The organism is Peribacillus sp. R9-11 (assembly GCF_031345095.1).
GTDB classification, from domain to species: Bacteria; Bacillota; Bacilli; order Bacillales; family DSM-1321; genus Peribacillus; species Peribacillus butanolivorans.
This window is the reverse complement of sequence record NZ_CP133764.1, coordinates 279,553-303,657: the sequence shown is the minus strand read 5'-3', so window position 1 is coordinate 303,657 and position 24,105 is coordinate 279,553. Positions and strand designations below refer to the sequence as shown.

General features: G+C 37.1%; 21 protein-coding genes and 2 pseudogenes. 2 read left to right on the top strand and 21 right to left on the bottom strand.

Features of this window, described 5'->3' with window-relative positions:
- Positions 1 to 141: 141 nt before the first annotated feature.
- The 10 genes from RE409_RS29285 to RE409_RS29240 form a co-directional block, all read right to left on the bottom strand.
- Positions 142 to 1,365 carry a CaiB/BaiF CoA transferase family protein gene (locus RE409_RS29285; RefSeq protein ID WP_309559420.1) on the bottom strand — a complete coding sequence of 408 codons (1,224 nt, stop codon included), beginning with the start codon at positions 1,363 to 1,365 and terminating at the stop codon, positions 142 to 144.
- A 28-nt stretch (positions 1,366 to 1,393) separates the two neighbouring features.
- Positions 1,394 to 1,744 carry a hypothetical protein gene (locus RE409_RS29280; RefSeq protein ID WP_309559418.1) on the bottom strand — a complete coding sequence of 117 codons (351 nt, stop codon included), beginning with the start codon at positions 1,742 to 1,744 and terminating at the stop codon, positions 1,394 to 1,396.
- 302 nt (positions 1,745 to 2,046) lie between these two features.
- Positions 2,047 to 2,478, bottom strand: coding sequence for a riboflavin kinase (locus RE409_RS29275; RefSeq protein WP_048689295.1), 432 nt, complete (start codon positions 2,476 to 2,478; stop codon positions 2,047 to 2,049).
- A gap of 67 nt (positions 2,479 to 2,545) precedes the next feature.
- Positions 2,546 to 3,187: a flavin reductase family protein gene (locus RE409_RS29270; protein ID WP_309559417.1), complete on the bottom strand. Its 642-nt coding sequence runs from the start codon at positions 3,185 to 3,187 to the stop codon at positions 2,546 to 2,548.
- Positions 3,188 to 3,296: 109 nt separating this feature from the next.
- On the bottom strand, positions 3,297 to 3,710 hold the full coding sequence (locus tag RE409_RS29265) for a thioredoxin domain-containing protein (protein ID WP_309559415.1): 414 nt from the start codon (positions 3,708 to 3,710) through the stop codon (positions 3,297 to 3,299).
- A gap of 86 nt (positions 3,711 to 3,796) precedes the next feature.
- Positions 3,797 to 4,960, bottom strand: coding sequence for an LLM class flavin-dependent oxidoreductase (locus RE409_RS29260; protein ID WP_309559414.1), 1,164 nt, complete (start codon positions 4,958 to 4,960; stop codon positions 3,797 to 3,799).
- Between the two features lie 66 nt (positions 4,961 to 5,026).
- Positions 5,027 to 5,440, bottom strand: a complete 414-nt coding sequence (locus tag RE409_RS29255; protein WP_048689309.1) for an ArsC/Spx/MgsR family protein — start codon at positions 5,438 to 5,440, stop codon at positions 5,027 to 5,029.
- A 239-nt stretch (positions 5,441 to 5,679) separates the two neighbouring features.
- Positions 5,680 to 6,912, bottom strand: a complete 1,233-nt coding sequence (locus tag RE409_RS29250) for an LLM class flavin-dependent oxidoreductase (protein ID WP_309559412.1) — start codon at positions 6,910 to 6,912, stop codon at positions 5,680 to 5,682.
- Positions 6,913 to 6,934: 22 nt separating this feature from the next.
- Entirely contained in the window at positions 6,935 to 8,458 is a 1,524-nt protein-coding gene (locus RE409_RS29245) for an aldehyde dehydrogenase (protein ID WP_309559410.1), read from the bottom strand.
- A gap of 226 nt (positions 8,459 to 8,684) precedes the next feature.
- The gene (locus RE409_RS29240) at positions 8,685 to 9,386 is read right to left on the bottom strand and encodes a GntR family transcriptional regulator (RefSeq protein WP_048689317.1); all 702 of its coding nucleotides are present in this window, start codon (positions 9,384 to 9,386) and stop codon (positions 8,685 to 8,687) included.
- A gap of 243 nt (positions 9,387 to 9,629) precedes the next feature.
- Here RE409_RS29240 and RE409_RS29235 point away from each other — a divergent pair, with 243 nt between their 5' ends.
- Entirely contained in the window at positions 9,630 to 11,081 is a 1,452-nt protein-coding gene (locus tag RE409_RS29235; RefSeq protein WP_309559409.1) for a sigma-54 interaction domain-containing protein, read from the top strand.
- A gap of 992 nt (positions 11,082 to 12,073) precedes the next feature.
- On the opposite strand, the gene RE409_RS29230 is transcribed toward RE409_RS29235, so the two are convergent.
- The 5 genes and pseudogenes from RE409_RS29230 to RE409_RS29210 all read right to left on the bottom strand — a co-directional run.
- Positions 12,074 to 12,640 carry an NUDIX domain-containing protein gene (locus RE409_RS29230; RefSeq protein ID WP_048689322.1) on the bottom strand — a complete coding sequence of 189 codons (567 nt, stop codon included), beginning with the start codon at positions 12,638 to 12,640 and terminating at the stop codon, positions 12,074 to 12,076.
- Positions 12,641 to 12,982: 342 nt separating this feature from the next.
- A complete protein-coding gene (locus RE409_RS29225; RefSeq protein ID WP_309559408.1) occupies positions 12,983 to 13,384 on the bottom strand; it encodes a type II toxin-antitoxin system death-on-curing family toxin in 402 nt (133 codons plus the stop codon).
- 1 nt (position 13,385) lies between these two features.
- Positions 13,386 to 13,631 carry an AbrB/MazE/SpoVT family DNA-binding domain-containing protein gene (locus RE409_RS29220; RefSeq protein ID WP_048689328.1) on the bottom strand — a complete coding sequence of 82 codons (246 nt, stop codon included), beginning with the start codon at positions 13,629 to 13,631 and terminating at the stop codon, positions 13,386 to 13,388.
- Between the two features lie 373 nt (positions 13,632 to 14,004).
- On the bottom strand, positions 14,005 to 16,563 hold the full coding sequence (locus RE409_RS29215) for a BCCT family transporter (RefSeq protein WP_309559631.1): 2,559 nt from the start codon (positions 16,561 to 16,563) through the stop codon (positions 14,005 to 14,007).
- Between the two features lie 35 nt (positions 16,564 to 16,598).
- Positions 16,599 to 16,697: pseudogene (locus RE409_RS29210) on the bottom strand (aldehyde dehydrogenase); the annotation flags it as partial.
- Between the two features lie 130 nt (positions 16,698 to 16,827).
- On the opposite strand from RE409_RS29210, the gene RE409_RS29205 reads away from it, so the two are divergent.
- On the top strand, positions 16,828 to 17,145 hold the full coding sequence (locus tag RE409_RS29205) for a transposase (RefSeq protein ID WP_309559406.1): 318 nt from the start codon (positions 16,828 to 16,830) through the stop codon (positions 17,143 to 17,145).
- Between the two features lie 652 nt (positions 17,146 to 17,797).
- Here RE409_RS29205 and RE409_RS29200 read toward each other — a convergent pair.
- The 6 genes and pseudogenes from RE409_RS29200 to RE409_RS29175 form a co-directional block, all read right to left on the bottom strand.
- On the bottom strand, positions 17,798 to 18,877 hold the full coding sequence (locus RE409_RS29200; RefSeq protein ID WP_201183838.1) for a Ger(x)C family spore germination protein: 1,080 nt from the start codon (positions 18,875 to 18,877) through the stop codon (positions 17,798 to 17,800).
- Positions 18,874 to 19,938 carry a GerAB/ArcD/ProY family transporter gene (locus RE409_RS29195; protein WP_309559405.1) on the bottom strand — a complete coding sequence of 355 codons (1,065 nt, stop codon included), beginning with the start codon at positions 19,936 to 19,938 and terminating at the stop codon, positions 18,874 to 18,876. Before RE409_RS29195 ends, RE409_RS29200 begins: the two co-directional genes overlap by 4 nt.
- On the bottom strand, positions 19,931 to 21,259 hold the full coding sequence (locus tag RE409_RS29190) for a spore germination protein (protein WP_309559404.1): 1,329 nt from the start codon (positions 21,257 to 21,259) through the stop codon (positions 19,931 to 19,933). Before RE409_RS29190 ends, RE409_RS29195 begins: the two co-directional genes overlap by 8 nt.
- 207 nt (positions 21,260 to 21,466) lie before the next feature.
- Positions 21,467 to 22,107 (bottom strand): annotated as a pseudogene (locus tag RE409_RS29185) (methyl-accepting chemotaxis protein); the annotation flags it as partial.
- Positions 22,108 to 22,727: 620 nt separating this feature from the next.
- Positions 22,728 to 23,300, bottom strand: coding sequence for a DJ-1/PfpI family protein (locus RE409_RS29180; protein ID WP_056519773.1), 573 nt, complete (start codon positions 23,298 to 23,300; stop codon positions 22,728 to 22,730).
- A gap of 55 nt (positions 23,301 to 23,355) precedes the next feature.
- Positions 23,356 to 24,069, bottom strand: a complete 714-nt coding sequence (locus RE409_RS29175; protein WP_201225417.1) for an iron-sulfur cluster assembly protein — start codon at positions 24,067 to 24,069, stop codon at positions 23,356 to 23,358.
- Between the last annotated feature and the right edge of the window lie 36 nt (positions 24,070 to 24,105).

Here is a 24,105-nt window from a genome sequence, read left to right as displayed (position 1 = left end):
TGTGAGTCAGCAATTTCGATTTAATTATTTTATTAGTTTGATAAAATAGGATTACTGTAGATGATATTCTGTCGACTGTTTATGAATAAACGACTCCATTTAAAAGAAGATAAAGAAGATAACATGGCCACATTCTATGTTTCAATTGCGACTCCTATTTGTTACGTTTCCGATGATTCCCTGATTTATTAGTGCTTCGATGTCTTCATTACTGAAATTTAAGGTATCCTTTAACACTTCTTCGTTATGTTGACCAAGACGAGGCCCAACCCAATCAATGTCTCCAGGAGTTTCACTCAACTTAGGGACAATTCCAGGAACCTTCAGTTTTCCAATTCCGTCGACCTCTACTTCACGGATCATTCCTCTGGCCTGGTAATGAGGGTCATTTACAATATCTTCAATCGAATAGATTGAACCTGCAGGCACTCCTGATTCGTCCAGCATTTTCAATACTTCTCCCAAACTCAATGTTTTCGTCCAATTTTCAATGCACTCATCCAAATGATCAGCATGCTCGGATCTAGTTGCGTTATTTTCAAAGCGCGGCTCATCGGCATATTCTGGAAGACCAATCGTCACCATTAACCGTTTGAAAATACCATCTCCATTCGCGCCGATGACAACATACTTTCCGTCTTTACATACATATGTACTAGACGGGGTGATCCCTGGAAGCGTGCTTCCTGTCCGTTCTCGTATAACCCCAGCACGGTCGAATTCAGGAAGCATACTTTCCATGAAACTAAAGATAGATTCATATAAGGCAACGTCAACACACTGCCCTTGTCCTGATCCATTATCCCGATGATAAACAGCCATCATCGCACCTATCACGGCATACAGCGAAGAAATAGAATCACCTATACTAATTCCGACCCTTGTTGGTGGACGATCGGGATACCCTGTTAAATAGCGCAAGCCGCCCATCGCTTCACCGATAGAGCCAAATCCTGGCTTATTTTTGTATGGCCCATCCTGACCGTAGCCACTTATTCTCACCATTATAAGACGGGGATTTAATTCTTTTAACTGTTCATAGCCAATTCCCCATTTTTCTAGTGTGCCAGGCCGGAAATTTTCTATAATAATATCGACTTCTTGCGCCAGACCCCGAATGATTTCTTGACCCTCAGCTTTTCGCAAATCAATTGTTATCGATTTTTTATTTCTTGCCTGAACATACCACCATAGGCTTGTGCCATTTTCAACAACTCTCCATTTACGAATGGGATCGCCACCTTTTGGACTTTCAACTTTAATAACCTCTGCACCAAATTCTGCAAAAAGTCGTCCCGCTGACGGGCCGGCAATCAATTGTCCCATTTCTAACACTCTTAATCCTGTTAATGCTTTTTGCTTCATAGCGATACCTCCCACACTTCTTAGTGTTTTAGTTAATAAGACACCTTTGGTATAAACTTTTAGATAATGTTAAAATGAAATCATCATCTGAACTACAGGAATCAGTGGAAAAAGCGCTTTCAAAATATTCCTTTAACTTTTTTGATAAGTTTCCGTGCCCGATTTTGATTTTCCCATTACTTTGCGTTGCGTCATCCTGGACCCATTCAGTAAGAAAATGATAGATTTGTTCCCTTCTCTCTAAAATATTTCTAATTCCCTCATGAAAAAACCAAGCATCAATTGTATTATAAACGCCGCGATTTATTCCAAATTGATCATGGCAAAATTGTATGAATGAAAGATCAGGTAAATGGATCATGTCTATTTTATTATTCATATTGATCTACCTCCCATTTTCTTTACCTTGAATTGCTTTAAAATGAGTGGTTTAAATCTAGATATTTTATTTAGTTGGGTGTTAGGCATATCTCGTTGACACTCACCTATTGAGTTTAGAGACCATTACACTTTTATGAATCATTATTGGGTTCACTTTCGAAAATAATAGCATCAATATTTTCATTTATGAGCTCCTTGTAATAGCCTTTGAAACGTTTAGCACATTCCATTGATTACTCATAAGCAAATCACCAAATAAGTGGTCATAAAGTTCCCTACTTTCACTTAACGCATTACACATTAAGAAACATCATTCATTAGTCCTCTTTCTTTAAAAGTTGCCCTGGTAATTTGGATATCTTTGGAAATGTTTATTTTTAATTCTTCTAAACTGTTAAACTTCTTTTCGTCGCGAATATAAGACAAAGGTTCAATTTCAAGAGAATGACCATAGATTTCTTTGTCAAAATCAAAGATATGGACTTCGATTGTCATGCCTTCATACGTTTGTTTATTCAAAGGACCTTCGATCAGAATATTATTATTAGAGACAGTTGGCCGGTGCCCAATATTCATTACACCCATATATCTCTTGAATTCGTGCTGAACTAAAACCGAATATACACCCTTTTCCAAACTAAAAAACTGGCTGGTTGGTTCTAAATTTGCGGTTGGAAAACCAATTTCCCGACCTAGTTTTCTTCCATGGACAACTATACTTGTATAAGGCATAATGTTTCAGTTCCTTTCATATTTAAAGGAACGGATAGTTGTTTTCAACTATCCATCACCTTTATTATTAATGAACAACAACTGCCGGCCAGCTTGTTGGAATCTTTCCAACATCACGGCGGAAATATAACATAGGTTCTTTATCCTGTTTATCAATATCGATGATTTCACCAAGGAAAATGATATGGTCACCCGCGTCAATTTGCTGTACGGTCTTACATTCTAATACACCTAAAGAACCAGAAATCACAGGCAGATTATTCTTGGATAAAGACCAATCGGCTTTTGAAAAACGATCAGGGTCCTTCCCTGCAAAAGCCCAGCATAATTCTTCCTGATCTGCTGCAAGTATATGTACTACAAAGCCTTGGGACTGTTCGAAAGCTTCTAGTGATGCGGATCTACGATCTATACACCATAATACTAAATTGGGATCTAAAGATACGGATGCAAAAGAATTGACTGTAAGACCACATGGTTTCTCTTCTGCATCCGTGGTAGTCAGAATTGTTACTCCAGTTGGATAACTGCCCATGATTTCCTTAAATATAGATACATTATCATTACTCATTTTATCTACCCTCCAATTTTTGATATGGTAATTAATATAGCGATGGGCCCAGAACCTTTCGGCGGTCATTTTAGCTAACTGAACTAACTCTTGACCAAGCTTTCCTGCATGGTCTCTACCTTGTTTTCGATGATTCATTTGTTCTATTGTTCTACACTGTAAAAACAAATGAAAGAGTACCCCGGGGATCGTGTGTACCTCCCTAGTACTATAATTGTTACATGCGTGAAGAGTAACTATGAGTGAATTAGGCCATCGTTATATCTTTAACCTTCACAAAACGGAAAGTAGAAATCATTGTCTCTAAATCATAGCCTACTAATACCGTTTTATAGTTAGTAACTATCGGAGTTACGACTAGTGATGGATAATCGGAAAGAATATCGATGATTTCTTCCTCAGATAAGTCACCGCTTTGAATTTTTTCAATGTGGCCATTTTCCGTTTTTTTCTGGGGATTAATCAACGAGAAGGAAAAAACATCCGGGTACACCATGTTTTTCGCTCCTCCGGGGACTAGAGCGGCCAGCCTACCTATTTCTTCTCCTGTTAATTCAAAAATACTGTTATTTTCAACCGGAATTCCATTGTTTTTCAACCACGCTTTGGTAATCTCATATGATGGATTACCCGACTTTCCATAAAGAACCCACTGATCCATTCTTCATAACCTCCATTCAATTAGTTCAGAGCCGAGAGAAACAGCTGTTTCTTTTGGCCCCTTTTAAATCCCTAGAGTAGAATTGATTACCCTGCAAAAACAGCTTCCTTGGATAGGTCTTCCTTTTTCACTGGATTTCGAATACCCGCTTGTTCAAGTAAAGGTAATACGTTTTCATTAAAGTAGGGCATTTCTTCAACATAATCAAGGAAAGAAACTAATGTCCCAGATACACCTGTTTTAGACAACTTGATCATCTGATCGGCTACTTGTTCCGGTGTTCCTACTAATCCCCAGCCTCCCCAGCCTCCAATGAAGTTCTCTCTTGCCTTCGTTAGAAATTCTTTAGAGTTTGAGGAAGATTCAATACCAAACATATCACAAACGATATTAGCAGCTTCCCAGTCACCTTGATCACGAACATAGTAGTTATAAAACTCCCTTGCCTCCTTCTCAGTAGGACGACAAACAACGAAACTAGTTGTAAAAGTATTTAGTTCTCTTTTATACTCCTCCCAGGCCAATTTTTTCATATATTGGGTCCATTCTGCGGAGTGTTCCATTGATTCTATATAGCCGAAGTTAAAATCGGTGAACCTGGCAGAAAAATCACGCCCCTTTTTTGAAGTACCGGCGCTAATTAAAACAGGTCTAGGACTTTGTGTTGGCTTTGGCTCTTGCCAACCATCTTTAATCTCAAAGAATTCGCCCTTATGGTCAAAAAACTGTTCGGACCACATTTTTAGGACCACTTCCATCCATTCTGTTGCATATTGATACCCTTTATCATGTTCCATCTTCTTACCATTGAACATATCCATTTCTTTAGGGAACCATCCTGTTACAGTATTCAGACCAATTCTTCCCTTTGAAATGTCATCAATGGTAGACAGCATCTTTGATGCCACAATTGGATGCATCGTAGGTACATGTGACGTACAAAAAAGGTAAATTTTTTCCGTAACCGCCGCCATTGCCGCTGCCCATGTATATGTTTCCATACATTCACCATTGAAGTTGCTGGATCCACCGAACCCACGCCAGCGGGCAACAGGCACGATACACTCATATCCGGCATCTTCCATCATCTTGGCAATTTTTACGTTTGTTTCAAAGTTTGGCTTAAATGATGTTTCTGCTAGAGTCATGGCACAAGAGTTATTTACGTTTGGACCAAATATCCCTAACTTTAATTGATTGTCGTTAAACATGGGATTTCCTGCTTCTCTAAATACATCGAATCTACTCATTTTATCCACCCTCCAATTTCTTTTCACGATTCTATATGATTACTCTATTATTTCTGGTGTCTGGCATTATGCCATTGTTACATCTTTTACCTTCACAAAACGGAAAGTAGAAACCATTGTCTCTAAATCATAACCTACTAATAATGTTTTATAGTCCGTAACAATCGGGGTTATGACAAGTGATGGATAATCGGAAAGAATATCAATAATTTCTTCCTCTGATAAGTCACCGCTTTGAATCTTTTCAATGTGGCCTTTTTCCGTTTTTTTCTGAGGATTAATCAACGAGAAGGAAAAAACATCTGGGTACGCCAGGTTCTTCGCTCCTCCTGGGACAAGAGCGGCCAGCCTTCCTATTTCTTCTCTTGTTAATTGAAAAATACTGTTATTCTCAACCGGAATTCCATTGTTTTTCAACCATGCTTTTGTAATCTCATAAGATGGATTACCTGATTTCCCATAAAGAACCCACTGATCCATTTCTCATAACCTCCATTCAATTGGTAGGAACAGCGAAATAGCTGTTCCCTTTTTCCCTTTATCCTTATATGCTTAGCCTATATTTCTTTGGGCCGTTTCTCATTAAATACTTATTAAATAGTTTGGATTGGGAGGCAATATTGATAGTTTATAGTCTACAAATATCTGTAATTCCATCATCTTCTTTTCTCTTAAATAATCATAAAGAAGATACTGATCTATCTCATACAACCTCAATTCTATTTGCTGGAAGCAAGTGAAACAGCAACTTCTTTTGCCACGTCGCGTACACCTGCTGAATGATTCATTTCACCGGTAAAGATATATTCTTTTGATGATTTTTCCTTTTTTACCGGAATTCGTACCCCTGCCTGTTCTAGTAACGGCATAACATTTTCATTAAAGTATGGCATTTCAACAAGATAATCTACGAATGAAAGAAGTGTTCCAGACACCCCTGCCTTTGCTACTTTTATTAACTTGTCGGCTACCTGTTCTGGGGTTCCTACAAGTGCCCAGCCTCCCCAACCTGCGATAAAGTTATCCCTGAATTTCTTATTAAAATCGGCGGATTGGGAGGCCGTATCGATATTAAATAGCTGACAAATAATATCCGTGACCTCGTCATCTCCTTTTTCCCTTACATAGTAATTATAATAATCCCAAGCTTCCTTCTCAGTTGGACGGCATACGACAAAGCTTGTTGTGAACGTATTAATTTCCCTGTGGTATTCATCCCAGGCCAGCTTTTTTATATGATTCGTCCATTCTCCTGCCTGTTCCATCGATTCAAGGAAGGAGAAATGGAAATCTGTATATTTTGCAGCAAAATTCATTCCGGGTTTGGAGGAGCCAGCGTTAATAAGTACAGGTCGGGGACTCTGGACCGGCTTTGGCTCTTGCCAACCATCTTTAATCTCAAAGAATTCGCCTTTATGGTCAAAAAACTGTTGAGACCACATTTTTAAGACCACTTCCATCCATTCCGTTGCATATTGGTACCCTTTGTCATGTTGCATTTTTTTGCCGCCGAACATTTCAAGCTCTTTCGGAAACCAGCCCATTACGGTATTAAGACCAATTCTCCCTTTCGAAATTTGATCAATGGTCGAAATCATTTTTGATGCGACAATCGGATGGATGGTCGGTAAATGTGATGTACAAAAGAGGTAAATTTTTTCTGTTACTGCTGCAATGGCAGACGCCCATGTATACGTTTCCATGCATTCACCATTGAAATTGCTTGGCCCACCAAATCCTCGCCAGCGGGCAACAGGCACAATGCACTCATATCCGGCCTTGTCCATCATTTGGGCAATTTTAACGTTTGTTTCAAAGTTTGGTTTAAACGTAGTTTCCGCTAAAGTCATGGCACAAGAGTTATTTACGTTTGGACCAAATATTCCTAACTTTAATTGATTGTCATTAAACATTGGATTTCCAGCTTCTCGAAATACGTCAAATCGACTCATGTTTTTCCCTCCCTATCTATTATTAGAGAATCTTAAAAGGATCTGTAATGACATTACCCATATCTATCCAGATACTCTTAATCTGTGTATATTCATGTACAGCTTGCATTCCATTTTCCCGTCCAATCCCACTGGCCTTGAAACCTCCAAATGGAGAAGCGTAAGATACCTTTCGATAATTGTTAATCCAAACCGTGCCGGCATTGATTTTGGATGCGAGGCGATGGGCTCTCTGAACATCTATCGTCCAAACTGCAGCGGCTAACCCAAATTCCGTATCATTTGCAATCTCAAGCGCATCGGCTTCATCTTTGAAGCGAATAATGCAGACAACTGGGCCAAAAATTTCTTCCTGAGCAATACGCATGTCATTGCGAACATCTCCAAAAATGGTTGGTTCGACAAAGAATCCATTCTTCAATTCTGGTGTTGTTGGACGTTTTCCACCGTATAAAACGGTAGCACCTTCCTGTTTTCCGATTTCAATGTACTTAAGTACTTTTTGATGTTGTCCCTCAAATGCAACGGTTCCCATCTCTGTTTCCATATCCAGAGGGTTTCCTAAGCGTATTTGGCTGGTTCTCTCAACCAATCGTTTAACAAACTCATCATAAATGGAATCCTGAACGAGAACTCGGGACCCAGCCATACATGTTTGACCTGAAGCAGCAAAGATTCCTGCTAAAACACCATTTACAGCATTAGGGAGGTTTGCATCTTCGAAAATAATGTTAGGGGATTTGCCACCTAATTCGAGAGAAACCCGAGCAAAGTGCTCCGCAGAGTTTTTGACAATTAACTTTCCAGTTGCTGATGACCCGGTAAACGCAATTTTACGGACATCCGGATGTTTTGCCAGTGCATCACCTGCTGTATGGCCAAAACCTGTTACAATATTAACGACACCAGGTGGGAAACCCGCCTCTTCGATTAATTTCGCCAATTCTAATAACGAAGCAGGCGTAACTTCCGACGGCTTTATTACCATCGTATTTCCCGCAGCCAACGCCGGGCCAAGTTTAAAGAGTGTTAACAATAAAGGCGAGTTCCAAGGAATAATGGCCCCAACAACACCAAGTGGCTCACGTACTGTGTAATTAATCATATTAGGTATGTCAACAGGAATGCTCTCGCCATGTATCTTGTCTGCCAGTCCAGCAAAGTAGTAGCACCAGCCTGATAAAGATTTGGTTTGTCCAAGCATTTCACGGATCAATTTTCCATTGTCCACCACTTCACTTATGGCCAGGATTTCTGCATTTTCTCCAATTAAATCTCCAAGCTTACGAAGTAGGGCGGCACGCCCTGCTCCATTAACTTCTGACCATTCCCCTGTTTCAAAAGCTGCTTTTGCTGCCTTCACTGCAAGGTCGATATCTTCCTTTTCACCCTTAGGTGCTTTCGCCCAGACCTCTCCAGTAAATGGATTGACAGAATCAAACGTTTCTCCAGAAGCGCTTTCAACCCATTGGTTATTGATGAACATTTTATATTCCTTTACGCCTGTAAAAGGGAGTTCGTATAGTGTTTTAGTTGTTGTAGTCATTTGTTAAATCCTCCTCTATTTGATATAGACTCTCGACATTACCCTAGCAAAGCTACACGATTCATGGGTTTTCTAGAACCATGCATTTTGATTCCTCTTACTTTACATGGGGGGATATTCCACTTTAAGAACATAGAATGCGGAAATACTTGTTTAAATTAAGTTGAAACTTTGTCCTAACAAATGAATCCCCCATTAACAATTTCACAATCAAGTGATGGACTCTTCATTTTTTCCCAGATTCTATAATTAAAGATTTTTTCTTATCTTTAAATAGATAAGATTCTTTAAAATGGTTCAAATCATTATTGATATGCTGTTCCATTCTCTTCGCAGCCAATTCAGGATCCTTGTTGTTCATCGCTCTATAAATTTCATAGTGTTCAGATAGAAAGCTATCACTGCGGTTATATTGTTTTATAATGGTGTCCCTACAAATACGACTTAATGAGTGAATGTTATTCATTATGGTTTTTAATCGACTGTTTGCACTATAGGCAACAATTGATTCATGAAACTGGGTATTCAATTCAATAATATCTTCCATATTATTTTGTTTAATTGCTTGCTCTGTTTTGTATAAATATTGTTTTAATTGCTCTAATCCTCCTGGTGTTATGTACTGGGTAGCCCAATACACAGCAACAGACTCTAAACCTACTCGTACCTGATATAGGTCTATTGCATCTTGAAGCGACGGAGTGAAAACGGTTACAACTCCATCGTTATTAATGAGTAATCCGTATTGTTCTAACTTTCTAAAAGCCTCTCTTACAGGACTTCTACTTACCCCTAGTTTAGATGCTATTTTTGTATCAATTAATCGTTCACCTGAGCAAATCTTTCCTTCCAAAATTGACTCTTCTAAATTTTGGTATATTTGTTCATATAATGGATCCACCCTTTTAACCTGATTCACTTTTTCCACTACCCCCCTTTTCTTCCGTATATAAAATTCTAAATATTGTAATCTGTCGACTACACGATACACCTATATATAATGCAAGTACTGTGCCAACATATTCAGGGCAATTCTGCCCATAAATGTATCCATTCAATAGACACTTGAACTACATGTATAGTCTATAATATTGACAATTGTCTTAAATATTGACAATTTTCTGAATAAAATTTAAAGTAAGATAAATATTTATGAAGAGGTGAATAAATATTGTCCTTCCTTTTTGCATTTGAAGAAGATCAAACTTTTTTGTCGAGTATTTTTGATGCTATACATGACTGTGTGAAAATCGTGGATAAGGATGGAAATTTCATCTTTATTAACCTGTCCGCCGAAAGGAATATGAACATTGATCGAGAAGAATGGATTGGTAAGAATGCAAAGGAATTGCTTCCGAATTCAGTCATTCTTGATGCTCTGCATACTGGTATCCCTCAATTTCATAAGCATAGCTTTGTACTTAATAAAAATTTCATTGTCCATGCCTCACCGTTAACATTGAATGGGGATTTGGTCGGTGCTATTTCCACACATAAAGATGGTAGCGAGATAGAGAAGTTAAAGGAATCGTTTGATCACTTTACGATTAATAAGTATATTAATTATCTCGAAAATGAACTACATCTCATCCAAATGTTACCTTTAGAAATGAAAGATTTTGTTATTTCAAAAGACAGTACACTTATCCATGAACTTTCCAAAATAAAAAAGCTGGCCCCAACAGATATCTCTATCTTAATCCGTGGAGAAAGCGGTGTCGGAAAGGAAGTTATCGCTAAAAATATCCATCAATTGTCTAATCGGATGGGAAAACCTTATATACCTATTAACTGTGCGGCCATTCCCGAGGCATTACTGGAAAGTGAACTTTTTGGTTATGAAGAGGGAGCATTTACAGGAGCCAAAAAAAACGGGAAGAAGGGGAAATTTGAGTTAGCCAATAAAGGCACAATTTTTCTCGATGAAATCGGCGATATGAGTTATCACCTTCAGGCTAAGATTTTGCGGGTACTGCAACAAAAAGAGCTAGTCAGAGTTGGGGGAAGTGAAGCAATTCCACTGGATGTACGGGTGATTGCGGCAACCAATCAGGATTTGGAATCGATGATTATTAATAATACATTCCGCGAGGATTTATATTACCGAATTAATGGATTAACTTTCACTATTCCTCCACTACGCGAAAGGAAAATGGATATAGATGTTCTCATTCTGCATTATTTAAAGGAGTTTTCGTATAAATATAATAAACAAAAAAGGTTGAGCCAAGAAGCTCACCATTTGTTATTAAACCACTCACTCCTAGGTAATGTCCGGGAATTAATAAATGTTTTGGAGCATGGGTTTGTTTTAGCGGAAACTGATGAAATTCAAATCTCTGATTTACCGAAAAGTTGTATTGAAGGATATATGGCCCAAGAAGAAGACATTCCACAACGGAGAAGTAAAGAAATTGAAGCATCTTCATTTACACTCTCCGATTCTGATTCCTTGGATTTCATGGAAAACATGAGTAAATTAGAGGTCGCTTTAATTGTTAAAGCCCTTAAACGCTCGAATAACAATCGATCCAAAGCTATAAAAATGTTAGGGATTTCTCGTCAATCTTTTTATGATCGTCTAAAAAAATATGAAAAAGAGATATCTTATTATTTGAAGTAAGTGACCAAAACTCGAATATAAATAGAAGAATTAAGGTTAATGTTAACTGATGATACTGTCTGGCTTTAAATAATGTTACTCTTTATCGAACATTTATAGGTTTTGATTCTTACATTTCCAAACCTCTGTTTTTTTAGTACAGACCTATATTTATCTTGCAACTGGACATTTTGAAGTTTTTATAAAATATTAATACTATTTGTAGTCTTATTTAGTATCAAAGGTTTCCTTTAGTGATGTCAGGGGGTTTATGTTACAGTCTAAATTATGTTCAATAAATGAAGAGACATAAACTGAAGCCCTTGTAATGGATAACTAAGAATAAAATCTTGAGGGATTTAGCCTCATGGAATAATTCTAATTCATATTGCGTATCAACTTAAAAAGCTTCTGTTAAGCAACCAAGATGATTTTTCTTCTTTACTTTTGATTTTACAGTCTTTCATTATAGCGACATTAGTATATTGCACTGGCATGATCGAAAAAAATCAATTGTCCTCAAATCAATACTGCTGATACCGGGTTATGAATCTTGTATTATTCAGCAAATCTAGCAACTCCTATAAATGATAACAAATAAAAAAAGGTCCTTTCACTTTATAGACAGAAAAATAAACTAATTTTTAAGATAGTTTTTTCCAAAGCGCCATACCATCTAGAATCCCGCCCCTTATAGTCCATAACCCCTTCCAACACAAACATGACAGTGAAGTATTCAGTTATTAAATTATCTTCCTGATGTAATAATAAGAAAACATCAACTACAAAAAACACTACATACTAGTGTATTATGTATAAGGCCTTTACCCAATGATAGAAAACGACCAATATATCAAAAACGGTCATTTTTTCATAACAGTGGAATTTTCGTCTGTTTTGTTGCAGAGGACAAACATGCAAAGTTTTTACTTGATTCCCTATAGGTTGATAAAAAAGGCTAAAATAAACTAAAGTAAATGAGGGTAACGCTATTAACAGTACTCCCTTATCTATTATAAGCGCTGTACATGATACAGCCCGTAATTAGGTAAAGAAAGCATTGGTTTCGTATCGGAGATTAAGCCATATGATGGTTGCTCAAATGCTATACAGGCAAGCCTACGAGTTAAATCGGCCACATCCATTAATTCCATATCGTTTTGACTGAAAAATCCAGCATCATCGACCTCCACTTTATCAGCTTGAGGATGTCCTTCTATATAGTCCATCAAAAAAACAAGGTAAACATTATGTACATTACGCGGAAGATCCCCAATTGCGACAATGCCCTTCACTCTTGATTTAATCCCTGTTTCCTCGTATACTTCCCGGACAATGCTTTTCTCAATCGGTTCATATTGTTCAATGTAACCGCCCGGATTAGTCCATAAACCTTTTCCCGGTTCCTGGCATCGACGAACAAGCAAGATTTTCTTGTCCTTCATTATGAGTGCACCAACACCAATACTATAATTTCCCCAAAAGACAAAACTGCAGCTAGGACAAGCCTTTCGATTCTCCCCTCCCATGCTGCGGACTTCCAAACGCTGCCCACAAGACAAACAAAACCGAGCTTCCACGTAATCTCCCCCTTTAACTAACATGTAATTACAAAATGATATCATCACTCCACACTTACCATAATATTTTGCCGGCATCTAATTCATAACTTCAACTCCTTCTCCTGTATTCTTACGTCCAAGACGAACACATCCACTCAAAAATCATTGTAAGGACTTAACTAAAATGTGTGCATGAAAGTCTTACAAACTCCCCTCCCCCTTTTTTTTAGAATAATCACTTATTGTATTCCAAAGCCAAGCATGAATTTGCTGCTTATCATCATCTTTTTTTCAAATGTTATAAAACCAATCTTAAGTAAAGACCAATTGGCTAAAATGCTCCATGAATCTCGAACCCTTTTATAAAGCCTTTATGTTCCCTTGGATGATTCTTGCGATAGCTTTAAAATCATACTTATGGTTGACGACATCTACAACAAAATCCTGTTCTTCTTCTATTCCCATTATCCATTGATAATGATTGATCTTCAGAAACATAATAAGGGAAGCGAGTGCTGTCCTCTTGTTTGCGTTGTGGAACGCATGATTTTTTGAAATGGATTCGAATAATGCTGCAGCCTTTTCATGAATAGATGGGTAAGCATCATTCTCGAAAACAGTTTGTCTAGGTCTGTTCACTGCAGAATCAAGGAGACCGGGATCTTTCACTCCGATTTGTTCAGTAGGAGAATAAACTTTTATTTGAATAGCATTGATAGCAATAATTTGATTGGTGGAAAGATAGATAATATCCAATGTCATATTACCTATCCACCAATCCCTTGAATGCTTCGTCATGTTCTTTTATAACATCTGATAACATTTCCATAAATTCCGCATCTACACCTTTAGGTAATTTCACATTTTTATTTTTCCTTAAAATGATTTCTTCACCCTTGAACTCAACCTCTAATTCGTCACCAAAAGCTAAATTTGCAGTTTTCAACATTTCAACTGGAAACGTAATACCCAAGCTATTTCCGACTTTAGTTAATTTCCTAATGGCCATTATTCATTCCTCCTTCAAAAGAAAGTTATAATTGTTATTACTATTATAACATTGGTCTTTATGGTTTATACTACTTTTATCTGGTATCTGTTATTTTTTTGATTACATAAAAAAACTTGCAGATTTAGACCCTAAATGGGACCTTATTCTACAAGCTGAACAACCTCCATTATCCCAGCAATTCTAATATAAAATGGTACAGCCAATATTATATTATCTTATGAGCAAGTAATGATCATGTTACCTTAGGTTGGACCAGCTGCCCAAGCTACAGTTTATCTAATGGTTAAATCAATTATCTAATTATATATACGCAAGAAAACCAGAGCAGAATATATGCCCCGGTTCTCTTACTCCTTTATTCTTTAGCTGATTATATAACTTCACTTTTTTTCTCTACATCGATTAAGTCTTGGTCTTCTACGATTTCCTTTTGATCACTAACATCATATTTCGCAGGGGATTTTGCAATTTTGAAGAGCGCAATCAATACACCGAGCTCTAATATCAGAGCCGGGACACCACCAAGATTAGAGAGCATTTTAATTCCGTCTATTTGCGCAAAACTGATCATCATCCATGAAACAAAACTTACGGTTATTCCCCAAGTAGCTTTGATTAATATTCCCGGTTCAGGACTTTTTGGGGAGATACCAGTCGAACTGATGCCACCCATTGCCGCGGTATTTGCATCCGCTCCCGAAACAAATGAAAGGAAAACAATGAATAGATAAAAAGGGATAACAATTTGAGCAAAAGGAAGCGCTTCGAATACAGCATATAAAACCGATTCAGGACCACTGTTATTCAAAACTCCTGCGAGTGCTCCCCCTTCCATTTGCATTTGAATGGATGTTCCACTAAAAATCGTCATCCAAATGCCACCGAATATCGCCGGCAAAATAAAGTTAACAAGGATTACGGTTTTTACTGTATATCCATAAGCTATTCTCCCTAGAAATAAAGCCGTAATTGCTGCCCATGAAAACCATTTTGCACAATAAAATGTTGTCCACCATTGAGGCCATTGATCTCCAGCAGCAGATCCTGTAAACAAACTCTTCTCAAAAAAGTGTGTTAAGTAGTAACCTAACGATTCTGTTCCTAAATTCAGCATATAAGAAGTCGGACCAGCAATAAAAAGGAATAACGCAACGGCATAGAACGCTTTAACGTTAATATTAGATAAAATTCGGATTCCTTTTGTCAATCCACTTGATGCAGAAACAATAAAGATTGCTGTTCCGACAAGTGTAATAATTCCCCAAACAACCGGTGTACTTTCAATTCCGGTCAAACTTTTGATTCCGCCAGCTAGACTCATCGTACTCGTACCCATCCAAGCTGCCATACCCAATGCCAATGTATATAAGCAGACTGCATCAATCACCTGTCCGCTTTTCCCGTCTAATTTCTTATATGGTTTACGCATATTATAATAAGTAAAAGCAAAAACAATAATTGGTACACAATATATAGCATAAGGTGTAATTGTCCAATGAAGGTACATCGTTGACATGGCAAAGATGGCCGCGGCTGGACTATTTGGGTCAATTCCCAAAGATTCCGGCGCAACAATTCCCCAGAATGTTAAACCAGAGGCAATGGTTGTGGTTAAAGTGATTGCAAACCAGTTTTTGAAACTTAAGATGGGTTTTGCATTTGCACCGCCAATTTTAACTTTTCCTAGTGGAGAAAAGTAAGTAGCAATGCACGCTATTACCATTAGTAATCCGCCTATACTAAACACCCCTCCATTGACAGTAGTCCCATTTATACAAAGCATCGTGAACTTTGGCAGCATGATTGATAACATGTTCATGGCATCTAAGATATTAACTCCCGCTGCACCTTCGAATACATTCAAATCTAATTCACCATGTTCTAATGCAGCCTGGACGACACGATCACAACCTAACACTTGAAAACAACATTGAATGAGTGTTTCCGGTATTACCTGATTTACTTTCCCCGGGAAAAACGATGAACCTGCTTGTACTGCTGGTAGTACAATTTCACCAAACCCTGCTTCTGGTCCTGATGACAGTAATCGTAAATCTTTAGCGAATTTAATCAAACAAGATGCAAGCTGTTTTAGTTCACTTGACAAATCCGCTAAATCGTCCATATTTTGAGCAGCATCAAATAAATTTTCCCGATGATGAAGCAGCAGTCCTGATGCTTCACTTAACTTCATAACAATCACATCTCGATAACTGTCTGATGCACCAACACCAGAGCCAATAACCGTTCCTCCCAGATTGATAGCGTGCAGTTGTTCAACGGACTTTTCCATATGCTTGAGACGGCGCTCCAACATCGCTGCATAACCACTAAATTTTTCACCTAATCCAACACGCATGGTATCTTGTAAACATGTTCGGGAAATAGTTGTTATATCACCAAATTCACTTGCTTTAAACGCCACTTTTTCTATAAGATCATTCATTTCTTGTCTTAATAATTGAAAACTTGAAATTATCGCCATCCGGATCGCTGTGTGACAAACATCTGAAGTAGATTGAGATGCATTTACATGCTCTGTTGGATAAATGGGTGTATACCCGCCTTTTTCCACGCTAAAAGCCGCATTAGCAAAATTGGCAATCACTTCATTGACGTTCATATTTGTTCCGATCCCACCGCCGCCGTGTAATACATCAATTAAAAACTGATCTCCATTTGCTCCAGATAAAAGTTGATTACAAGCAGAAGATATCTGTTCACCCACTTCTTTTGATAACACTTTAGCTTCAACATTTGCAGCAACAGCTGATTTTTTTACAATCAAAAGTGCTTTCACATAAAGTGGGTATTGCTGAAGCGTTCGATTTGAAAACGACAAATTTTCAATTGTTCGTACTGTGTTAATTCCATAAAGAGCCTCTTTAGGAATTGCAACCTTTCCGATTGCATCCTCTTCTACTCTCATATTGTTCAACACACTTCACCTTCTTCGTACACAAATTAAAACTTAAGATAAACAGTTTTGATTTGTAAAAATTCTTCAAATCCATGTTTTCCATCGTCGCCGCCAATACCCGATTGTTTCCAACCTGCGTGATATTTGTGTGGAAAAAGGCAACGATGAAATTTGAGGAGAAGCTGCAAGAGAAAATTGACGAGACATACCAACAGATTCAGGTCATCACAAATAAAGAAGATTACGAACTCTTTTGAAACAGAATTTGAAGCCTTGATTCTCTATAATACATTTTTAACGGAACAAAAACGGAGTTACAAAAAAGATATTCGTCATGCAAGTAACTGGATATATGATGAACACAAGGATGAATACATTTGTCCAAATAACCGTAAGGTTTTATTTAAACGTTATTCGACCCGCACGGATAAAAATGGCTTCACGCGTGAATTTAAAATTTATGAATGCGAGGACTGTTCAGATTGCCCATTGAAATCGCGTTGCTCAAAGGCAGCAGGAAATCGTCAGGTGCATTATAACCCGATTTATGAAGAACTAAAAACGAAAGCAAAAGTGAACCTTTGGTTTTAATCAAATGCACAAATCTACACTCGACGAAAAAATCGAGGTTGAGAGTGTTTTTGGTCACATCAAGGGCAATAGGTCGTTCCGTCGATTTTCGCTTCGGGGAAAGTCCAACCCGAGTTTGACATCGTAGGCCATGGCTCAGAATCTACTGAAGGTAGCTGGCTTTCGCCAGTTACTTACAATGAATAATTATAAAACTAGAAAAACAGGTGAAGAAAAACGAATCGTTTTTCTTCACCTGTTTTATTTTAGGGACTTATTAGACAGCCCCTTTTCTCAATATTAGTATTCTCATTCATAGAAGCACAATTTATAGAAAGCTCGGGCAGAATACTTACAATCAAGGTTTAACTAATAAAACTGTAAAATGAGTAGGTGATAAAAAGTCTGGATGTCCTTTCTTGATTTCATGTGTTTATTGGGAAGTTTATAATTTCTACCGTTTTTGAATAATTCCTTATTTTCTCAAAGTGCCTAATAATCAACAAGTACTAAAGTATTCACTATTTCTTAAAAGATTATAAGTATATATACTGTCTGAAGTAGAGCGTAAACTGTAGTATTTCCACTTCAAAGTACACCATGATGCATGGGGCTCTTGATAATGATCATTTTAAAATTAAAGCCTATCCATTTTTTGTATGATATCCAAAATCTATTTGTCAATTATAGTCTTGATATTTCCCTCGTTTTGTATAGTAGTATGAATGGTAAGCTTCATTTCTAGATTGGGATAATATTTCTTTCGCCAGTCCTTCAATTCCTCATAAGGAATTTTATTTCTGTAGTATTGTCCCAAACCGAAGACATCTGTTTCTTGCTTTTGAAATCGTTTCAGCATTCCATCAAAACGATTTGCCATTACCTTTTCCAGCTCTTTTTTAATTATTGCATTGGAAACTTTTCCTCTTCTCTCTTGAATAACTACATTTAAACGAATCGTTGAGAACATATATGGAATATGATTTCTTAGTTCTCCTTTATGAAAACCTGTATTTCCAACAATCATGATGGTTGCATGTTCCATTACTTCTACCCTTCCCTTCATACTGTTCCCATGAAAGGCATTAAAAAGGAGGGTTTCTTTAGGATCCATTTTAGAAACGATTTTTCCTCTTTTCATCACTGCAGAACCTACATATGTAACTGGGGTGTTTTCCCCTGATTTGACCATAGGAATTGCTACATTTTGAGTATAGGAATTAAGAGCTCGATAAACATGCCATAGACGTGTTAAAGATATTTGTGGGGTCCAACCTGCATATTTCTCAAAAAAGTCATAAAGATTTATCCCTTTTTCTAGATTTTTTTTGAGTGTTAAGAAAAAAGCATCTATATTATCATCACATATTGCGATTAATGTTTTTGAAGATATTTCACGAATTCTCATAAACGTGTTAATCGGTTCTTCCATCCCTCCTTCTTCTACTAATTTTCTATCAAATATGATTATCCTTATGTGCAATAAGTCTACACTGCTTTCCATATTAGTTCTAATGTCCTCTACTGCCTTTAAAATGGTTAATCCTGTTCCTTTGACAATTGTCTGTTTCTGAACACCCTCTGAAGAAATAGGAATTTGAAGTAAGACTCTGAATTTTTCTCCCTCTTTAGTAATTCCCATTGCAATCGGAAAGGCTCGATGATTAATGTCTTTAATATCCCAGCAACCACTTAATGGCATCAATATACATAGAATAAGCACTAGTTTAAAACAAATCATAATACTTCTCATGATAGTCTTTTTCTCCTTACACCGATTAGGAATATAATTAAAGGGAGTACGATTAAAATATAAAATCGGAAAGCAGTATTCCACCATAGCAACTTCTCAGTCTCTTGCCAACTAGGAATACATAAGCAAATGATAAAAATGCTAACAGATAGGGCTACAATATGATATTTTTGCTTTAATCCCGGGAAATATTGACTCATTATTATAGAGGACTGCCATAAAAGTAAGGAAGTAAGCAACATGATAAAGGTAACTAGGCTTAACGCAAAAAACAAGGTAGCCCTGTCAAATATAAGCCATTGAAGCTGAACTTTATCCAATGTGGTTATAAAGGGAAAAAGCAGCGTACTAGCCGTTTCATTTCCAAAGGTTAAAAGAGGTAAATAAACGGATAAGAAAAAAAATGGGATAAGCAAAAAGACTGCAATCATAATTTTTTTAGAGTTATACGATATTTTTTTAGGAAGAAAACCTAAAAATGAAAAAACAATGGCGAAAGAAAAAAAACTTGTATAATAGGGAGGTTGTCGAAAAAAAGTAAAGTCGGTATCCATAATCGGAAAGGCATTATGCCAATCAATGTCTTGAAAGCAAATCGAAAGCATAAGTAAGATTAACGGAAAAAAGATACAGAATATTAATAAGGCTGTACGTAAGATGGTTTCGATTCCTTTTACGGCGATATAAGTTGAAATAAGAATCATTAATGTAATAATTGCCCATGTAGGAGTATTCGCTAAAAAGATAATGCTGGTCACTTCTGCATAGGCGCTAACAAGTTCAATAGTAGTTATGACTAAGTAAAGAAGAACAGGAAAAAGTAATGTGAAAGAAAAAGCTTTACCAAAGATCTCTAAAATACTAATAATATTCTGTTGGGGAAAATAAGATAGGCCCTTTAGGTAAAGCCATAAAAATAGAATAAATATGACACATTGAATTAAAATCGGTTCCCAGTGACCTTTTTGTGTGCTGGCAATAATTCTTTCCGGATAAATGAAAAAAACAAGACCAAAATGAGACATTAACCCCATGCATATAACCTGAAGGCTTTTATCCAATTTCCCCTCTCCTCTTAGCTAAACTAGTGTATGGAATTCCAAATATCTCTCGACTTGCAAAGTAAGCGCTTATGAATACCAGACCGGATAATATGCCCAACACGCCATAGATTGAAGCAAAAATAACAACTACATATTTAAGTAAGCGCAGGATTAAGGCATTTTGAAACCCTACAACGCTTGAATTCGCAATCGAGGTTGCTGCTACAATGATAATTAAAAGGTTGCTTACCAGCTTTGCGTCTACTACTGCTTGTCCGATGACAATTCCCCCTACCATTGTTACCGTTGGACCGATACTGAGCGGAAGCCTAATACTCGCTTCAATAATTAACTCTAAAATAAGGAGCATAATTGTAATTTCAACAAAAGGGGGATAGGGTATTCCCGCCCTGCTCTGAGCAATCGATAGAGCCAATTCAATTTTTAATATCTCAGGATTTACAGCAACAAGGGCCACATAGAGAGCTGGAAATATAAGGGTAACCAAAGCGCCAAGAACACGTAAAAATCGGATGGCGCTCATAATTGGGTAAGCATAGTTACGGTCATTCGCCTGGGCGAACATATCCCATAATAAATGTGGCAAGATAAGCGCAAAGGGATAACCGTCAACGAAAATAATGACCTTTCCTTTGTTTAAACCATCTACTGCTTCCAATGGCATTTCTGTGTTATTAAACTGAGGGATAACCTCCCATTTCCGCACACCCATAAAACGATAAAGATGCTGAAGGTAGAGAATATTTGTGTGTTGATTCATTTCAATATGTGAAATGATCTTTTTGATCACACCTTTATCTGCTCGGTCATTCAAATAAACTATTGATAAATTCTTTTTTTGATCACTTCCTACCGTATAGGTTTTAACTGAGAGCTGAGCAGAGCAAACTTTTTTTCTCACTATTCCTATATTTGTTGACATATCTTCAATAAAAGAATCTAAAGGACCTTGTAATACGTTTTCATTAGCCGGCGGTTCAATTGACCGAGTCAATTCTTTGGGAAGTGGTTCAAATTGCAACATTATATTTTTTTCTTTTGAGTAAACAATGAGTTTACCCTGAAGAATGGACTCTATTGCTTCTTCACTATTTATTTCAACACCTTTTTTGTTGAAAAAAGTTCTTTTTACTTTTATTGAATGAATCACTTCACTGGTATCCATATCTTTTTTTAATATTTCTTTTGTTTTTATAAGGTTAACTATTGAATGTAAACCAAGTAAAAGGACTGCTTCACCATCCAAAATAAACGGTTCTATGAAAAAGTCTTCTGCATCTTTAAAAGCCTCATTTATTTCTACTATTATTGAGTTCATGACTTCTCATCTTCCCTTTCAAATTCTTCCATTATTTCTTATTTCATTTTCCCCCTTTGCTTGTCATTTATACAAATACCAAGCTAGGTAAAATATGACGTCTGAGATATGTTTTTTAAAGCCACAACCACATATTCGCATGTGCACATTGCTTTAGAGATAGTTCATTCAGAAAAGGAGGGGTAACGCTTCGGGGCATTTTTTTATTTAAGCTTTGAAACGAGAAATCATCTCCTGCAATTCCTCCGACAATCTGGACAAGGAAATTGTTGCATTTGAAACCTCCTCAATTGAGGCCAATTGCTGCTTCCTAGCAGCAGCTGCTGTTTCAGTACCAGATAGCGTTTCCTGTGACCCTGCAGCAATTATTTCTATGGTTTGCTGTAGTTCTTCAAAACCATTCTTTATAAACTGGGTAGAGGCTGCCACTTCTTGAATCTGAATGTTACCTGCTCAATTAAAATTAAAATTTCTTCAAAGTTTGTTACTGTTTCTTCAGAATGCTTTTTTCCAGAGTCTACGTTTTCTCTTACAATTTGAATATTATTAACGGTCTCGTTTGATTCAATTTGGATGATTGAAACAAGCTTATGGATATTATTTGCAGATTGTTTGGTTTGATCGGCTAATTTTCTAACCTCTTCTGCAACAACTGAGAATCCTTTTCCATGCTCCCCGGCTCTAGCAGCCTCAATTGCAGCGTTTAATGCAAGTAAATTCGTCTGACCTGAAATATCAGTAATTAGAGTGGAGATTTCTTTAATTTTTGTCGCGCTAAATACTAATGGGGTGACTCCTTTATCCGCCATGTCAACAGACAGATTGATAGATTTCATCTGCTCGAGCATTCAGCTGCTGCCAAACGCTGCGCCGATAATGCATTGAACCGATTTTTCAAGATGGCAATCGGATTGCACAACAGCATGGTTCTTGGCACCCGCCAGAGCTTGAACACGTTTTCCATTAGCTGTACCCTGTTGGTAATCTTGGTCTGCCCCTTGTGCTTTCCAGATGGTTTCTTTTAAATTTAAACCTGCTTTTTACGATTTGGAGAGGGTGTTGATAGTCTCTTAGGTCGCAGACCTCTGCGAAATGCCAATCCCTTTATTTTTCGCAACCTATCTCACTTTATAGAATTAATACGACATAGTTAAATCGTTATATAAATAAGTCGTGCAACCCAATCCATTTTCAGGACCATTTCTGGATATGTGATATTTCCTACCCATACATAAGCCAACAGCAGCCATTCTGGTTAATTACTCTTTGATATAGATCAACGAACATGCCTGTCATTTGAATGAGGGATTATGTTCAATAAAGTGGAAGCCGTTTTAATAAATTCAGCCATAAATATTGTCCAATTTAAAAAGGATTGCCAGTGGCAACCCTTTTTTCTAAATATTAGTATTCTCACTCATATTAGCTTGAAAATAATGGAGGAAATGTTTCAGTCCTTTTGACTTAATTAAACAGAAGCTTCTTTTTTAACATTTAGTAATTTAAAGAATTCTTTCATAAAACCTGGGAGATCTGGCCAAGCATGCCCTGACACGATATTGCCATCAACATGAAGCATTTCTTCCACGTATGTAGCTCCTGCAGCTTCTATTTCGGGTCTACATGCCGTATAAGCTGTCATCTCCCTGCCCTTTATATATTCTCTTATCGTTGTTAATACCAGTTGTCCGTGACAGATAACTCCAAGTGGTTTATTTTCTTTTAAAAAATGGGCGGTTATATCTTGTACTTTTTTATTCATACGAATATATTCAGGAGCACGGCCCCCAGGAATAATAAGTGCGTCATAATCAGTAGGTTCAATCTCATCAACCGAGGCATGAGATTCAATTTTATATCCCCATTTTTCTGTAAACGTTTCCATTTCAGGCAAAAAATCATGAACAACTGTCTGGAGACTTTTTTTCACAGGTGAGGCAATTGTGCAATTAATATTTTCTTCGATACATCTATAATATGGATAAAATACTTCCAATGCCTCTACAGCGTCACCAGTAATAATAAGAACGTTCTTACTCATTTTTCATCACATTCCTTTTCTGAAATTTTTTTAAAATTCATAAGCATCCTTAAAATTATATTTTCGTCAATGTACTTTCATCAGCGGAAGGCAAATTATATCGAGCCTCTAATAAACCGCGACAATAATGAGCATTAAACTCCATATTCATTCGTGATCCTTTGGCACCTCGCAGATAATCAGCAAACCCTTCTTCAGTTATCTCTTTATCTTCAGGAGTGGTTATGGCTAAGAGATTTAAGTAATTCGACGTTTTTTTCTTTTCCAGGTATTTTTCTCTAAGTAACTTCCCTTCTACAGATAAAGGCAGTTCATATAGCTCTTGGATAGATAAATTGATGATTTCTTTCTTTGACATGCCATTTTGAAGTAAATATCTTATAAGTTTCTCTTGCCTTGCATAGAAAGCTTTTATCTGGAAAGTCTTACGTAATTCATCAAGATCTCCATCAGATAAACTACTAAAGGATTCGCTAAAGGATTTACCTGAAGTTGCTCCTTGGTTGATTTCATCCGAAGCACAGTGATCTAATAAAGTTACTTTAACTTCATTTACCCAGTCTAATTCAGCCACATACTTCAGTATATCTTCGGCCATGATATATGCGAAGTTAGGTGAACACCAGTAAGTTGGTAATCGAAAAACTACTTCGACATCGTTTTCTTTTATTACCGTGTGATCGATAAATCCTAATTCAGTTAAAGGCCGATCCAATTCTGGATCATAAACTTTATCAAGCATGCTATAAACCTGTTTTTCTTTGTTCATAAAGGTCGATGCACCTCTCTTTTTCAATGATTGAGG

Excerpts from the sequence above, each read along its gene's own strand:
- RE409_RS29285 (WP_309559420.1), bottom strand. The coding sequence starts at position 1,365 with ATGAAGCAAAAAGCATTAACAGGATTAAGAGTGTTAGAAATGGGACAA.
- RE409_RS29280 (WP_309559418.1), bottom strand. The coding sequence starts at position 1,744 with ATGAATAATAAAATAGACATGATCCATTTACCTGATCTTTCATTCATA.
- RE409_RS29275 (WP_048689295.1), bottom strand. The coding sequence starts at position 2,478 with ATGCCTTATACAAGTATAGTTGTCCATGGAAGAAAACTAGGTCGGGAA.
- RE409_RS29270 (WP_309559417.1), bottom strand. The coding sequence starts at position 3,187 with ATGAATCATCGAAAACAAGGTAGAGACCATGCAGGAAAGCTTGGTCAA.
- RE409_RS29265 (WP_309559415.1), bottom strand. The coding sequence starts at position 3,710 with ATGGATCAGTGGGTTCTTTATGGAAAGTCGGGTAATCCATCATATGAG.
- RE409_RS29260 (WP_309559414.1), bottom strand. The coding sequence starts at position 4,960 with ATGAGTAGATTCGATGTATTTAGAGAAGCAGGAAATCCCATGTTTAAC.
- RE409_RS29255 (WP_048689309.1), bottom strand. The coding sequence starts at position 5,440 with ATGGATCAGTGGGTTCTTTATGGGAAATCAGGTAATCCATCTTATGAG.
- RE409_RS29250 (WP_309559412.1), bottom strand. The coding sequence starts at position 6,912 with ATGAGTCGATTTGACGTATTTCGAGAAGCTGGAAATCCAATGTTTAAT.
- RE409_RS29245 (WP_309559410.1), bottom strand. The coding sequence starts at position 8,458 with ATGACTACAACAACTAAAACACTATACGAACTCCCTTTTACAGGCGTA.
- RE409_RS29225 (WP_309559408.1), bottom strand. The coding sequence starts at position 13,384 with ATGACATTGGATATTATCTATCTTTCCACCAATCAAATTATTGCTATC.
- RE409_RS29220 (WP_048689328.1), bottom strand. The coding sequence starts at position 13,631 with ATGGCCATTAGGAAATTAACTAAAGTCGGAAATAGCTTGGGTATTACG.
- RE409_RS29215 (WP_309559631.1), bottom strand. The coding sequence starts at position 16,563 with ATGAGAGTAGAAGAGGATGCAATCGGAAAGGTTGCAATTCCTAAAGAG.
- RE409_RS29200 (WP_201183838.1), bottom strand. The coding sequence starts at position 18,877 with ATGAGAAGTATTATGATTTGTTTTAAACTAGTGCTTATTCTATGTATA.
- RE409_RS29190 (WP_309559404.1), bottom strand. The coding sequence starts at position 21,259 with ATGAACTCAATAATAGTAGAAATAAATGAGGCTTTTAAAGATGCAGAA.
- RE409_RS29180 (WP_056519773.1), bottom strand. The coding sequence starts at position 23,300 with ATGAGTAAGAACGTTCTTATTATTACTGGTGACGCTGTAGAGGCATTG.
- RE409_RS29175 (WP_201225417.1), bottom strand. The coding sequence starts at position 24,069 with ATGAACAAAGAAAAACAGGTTTATAGCATGCTTGATAAAGTTTATGAT.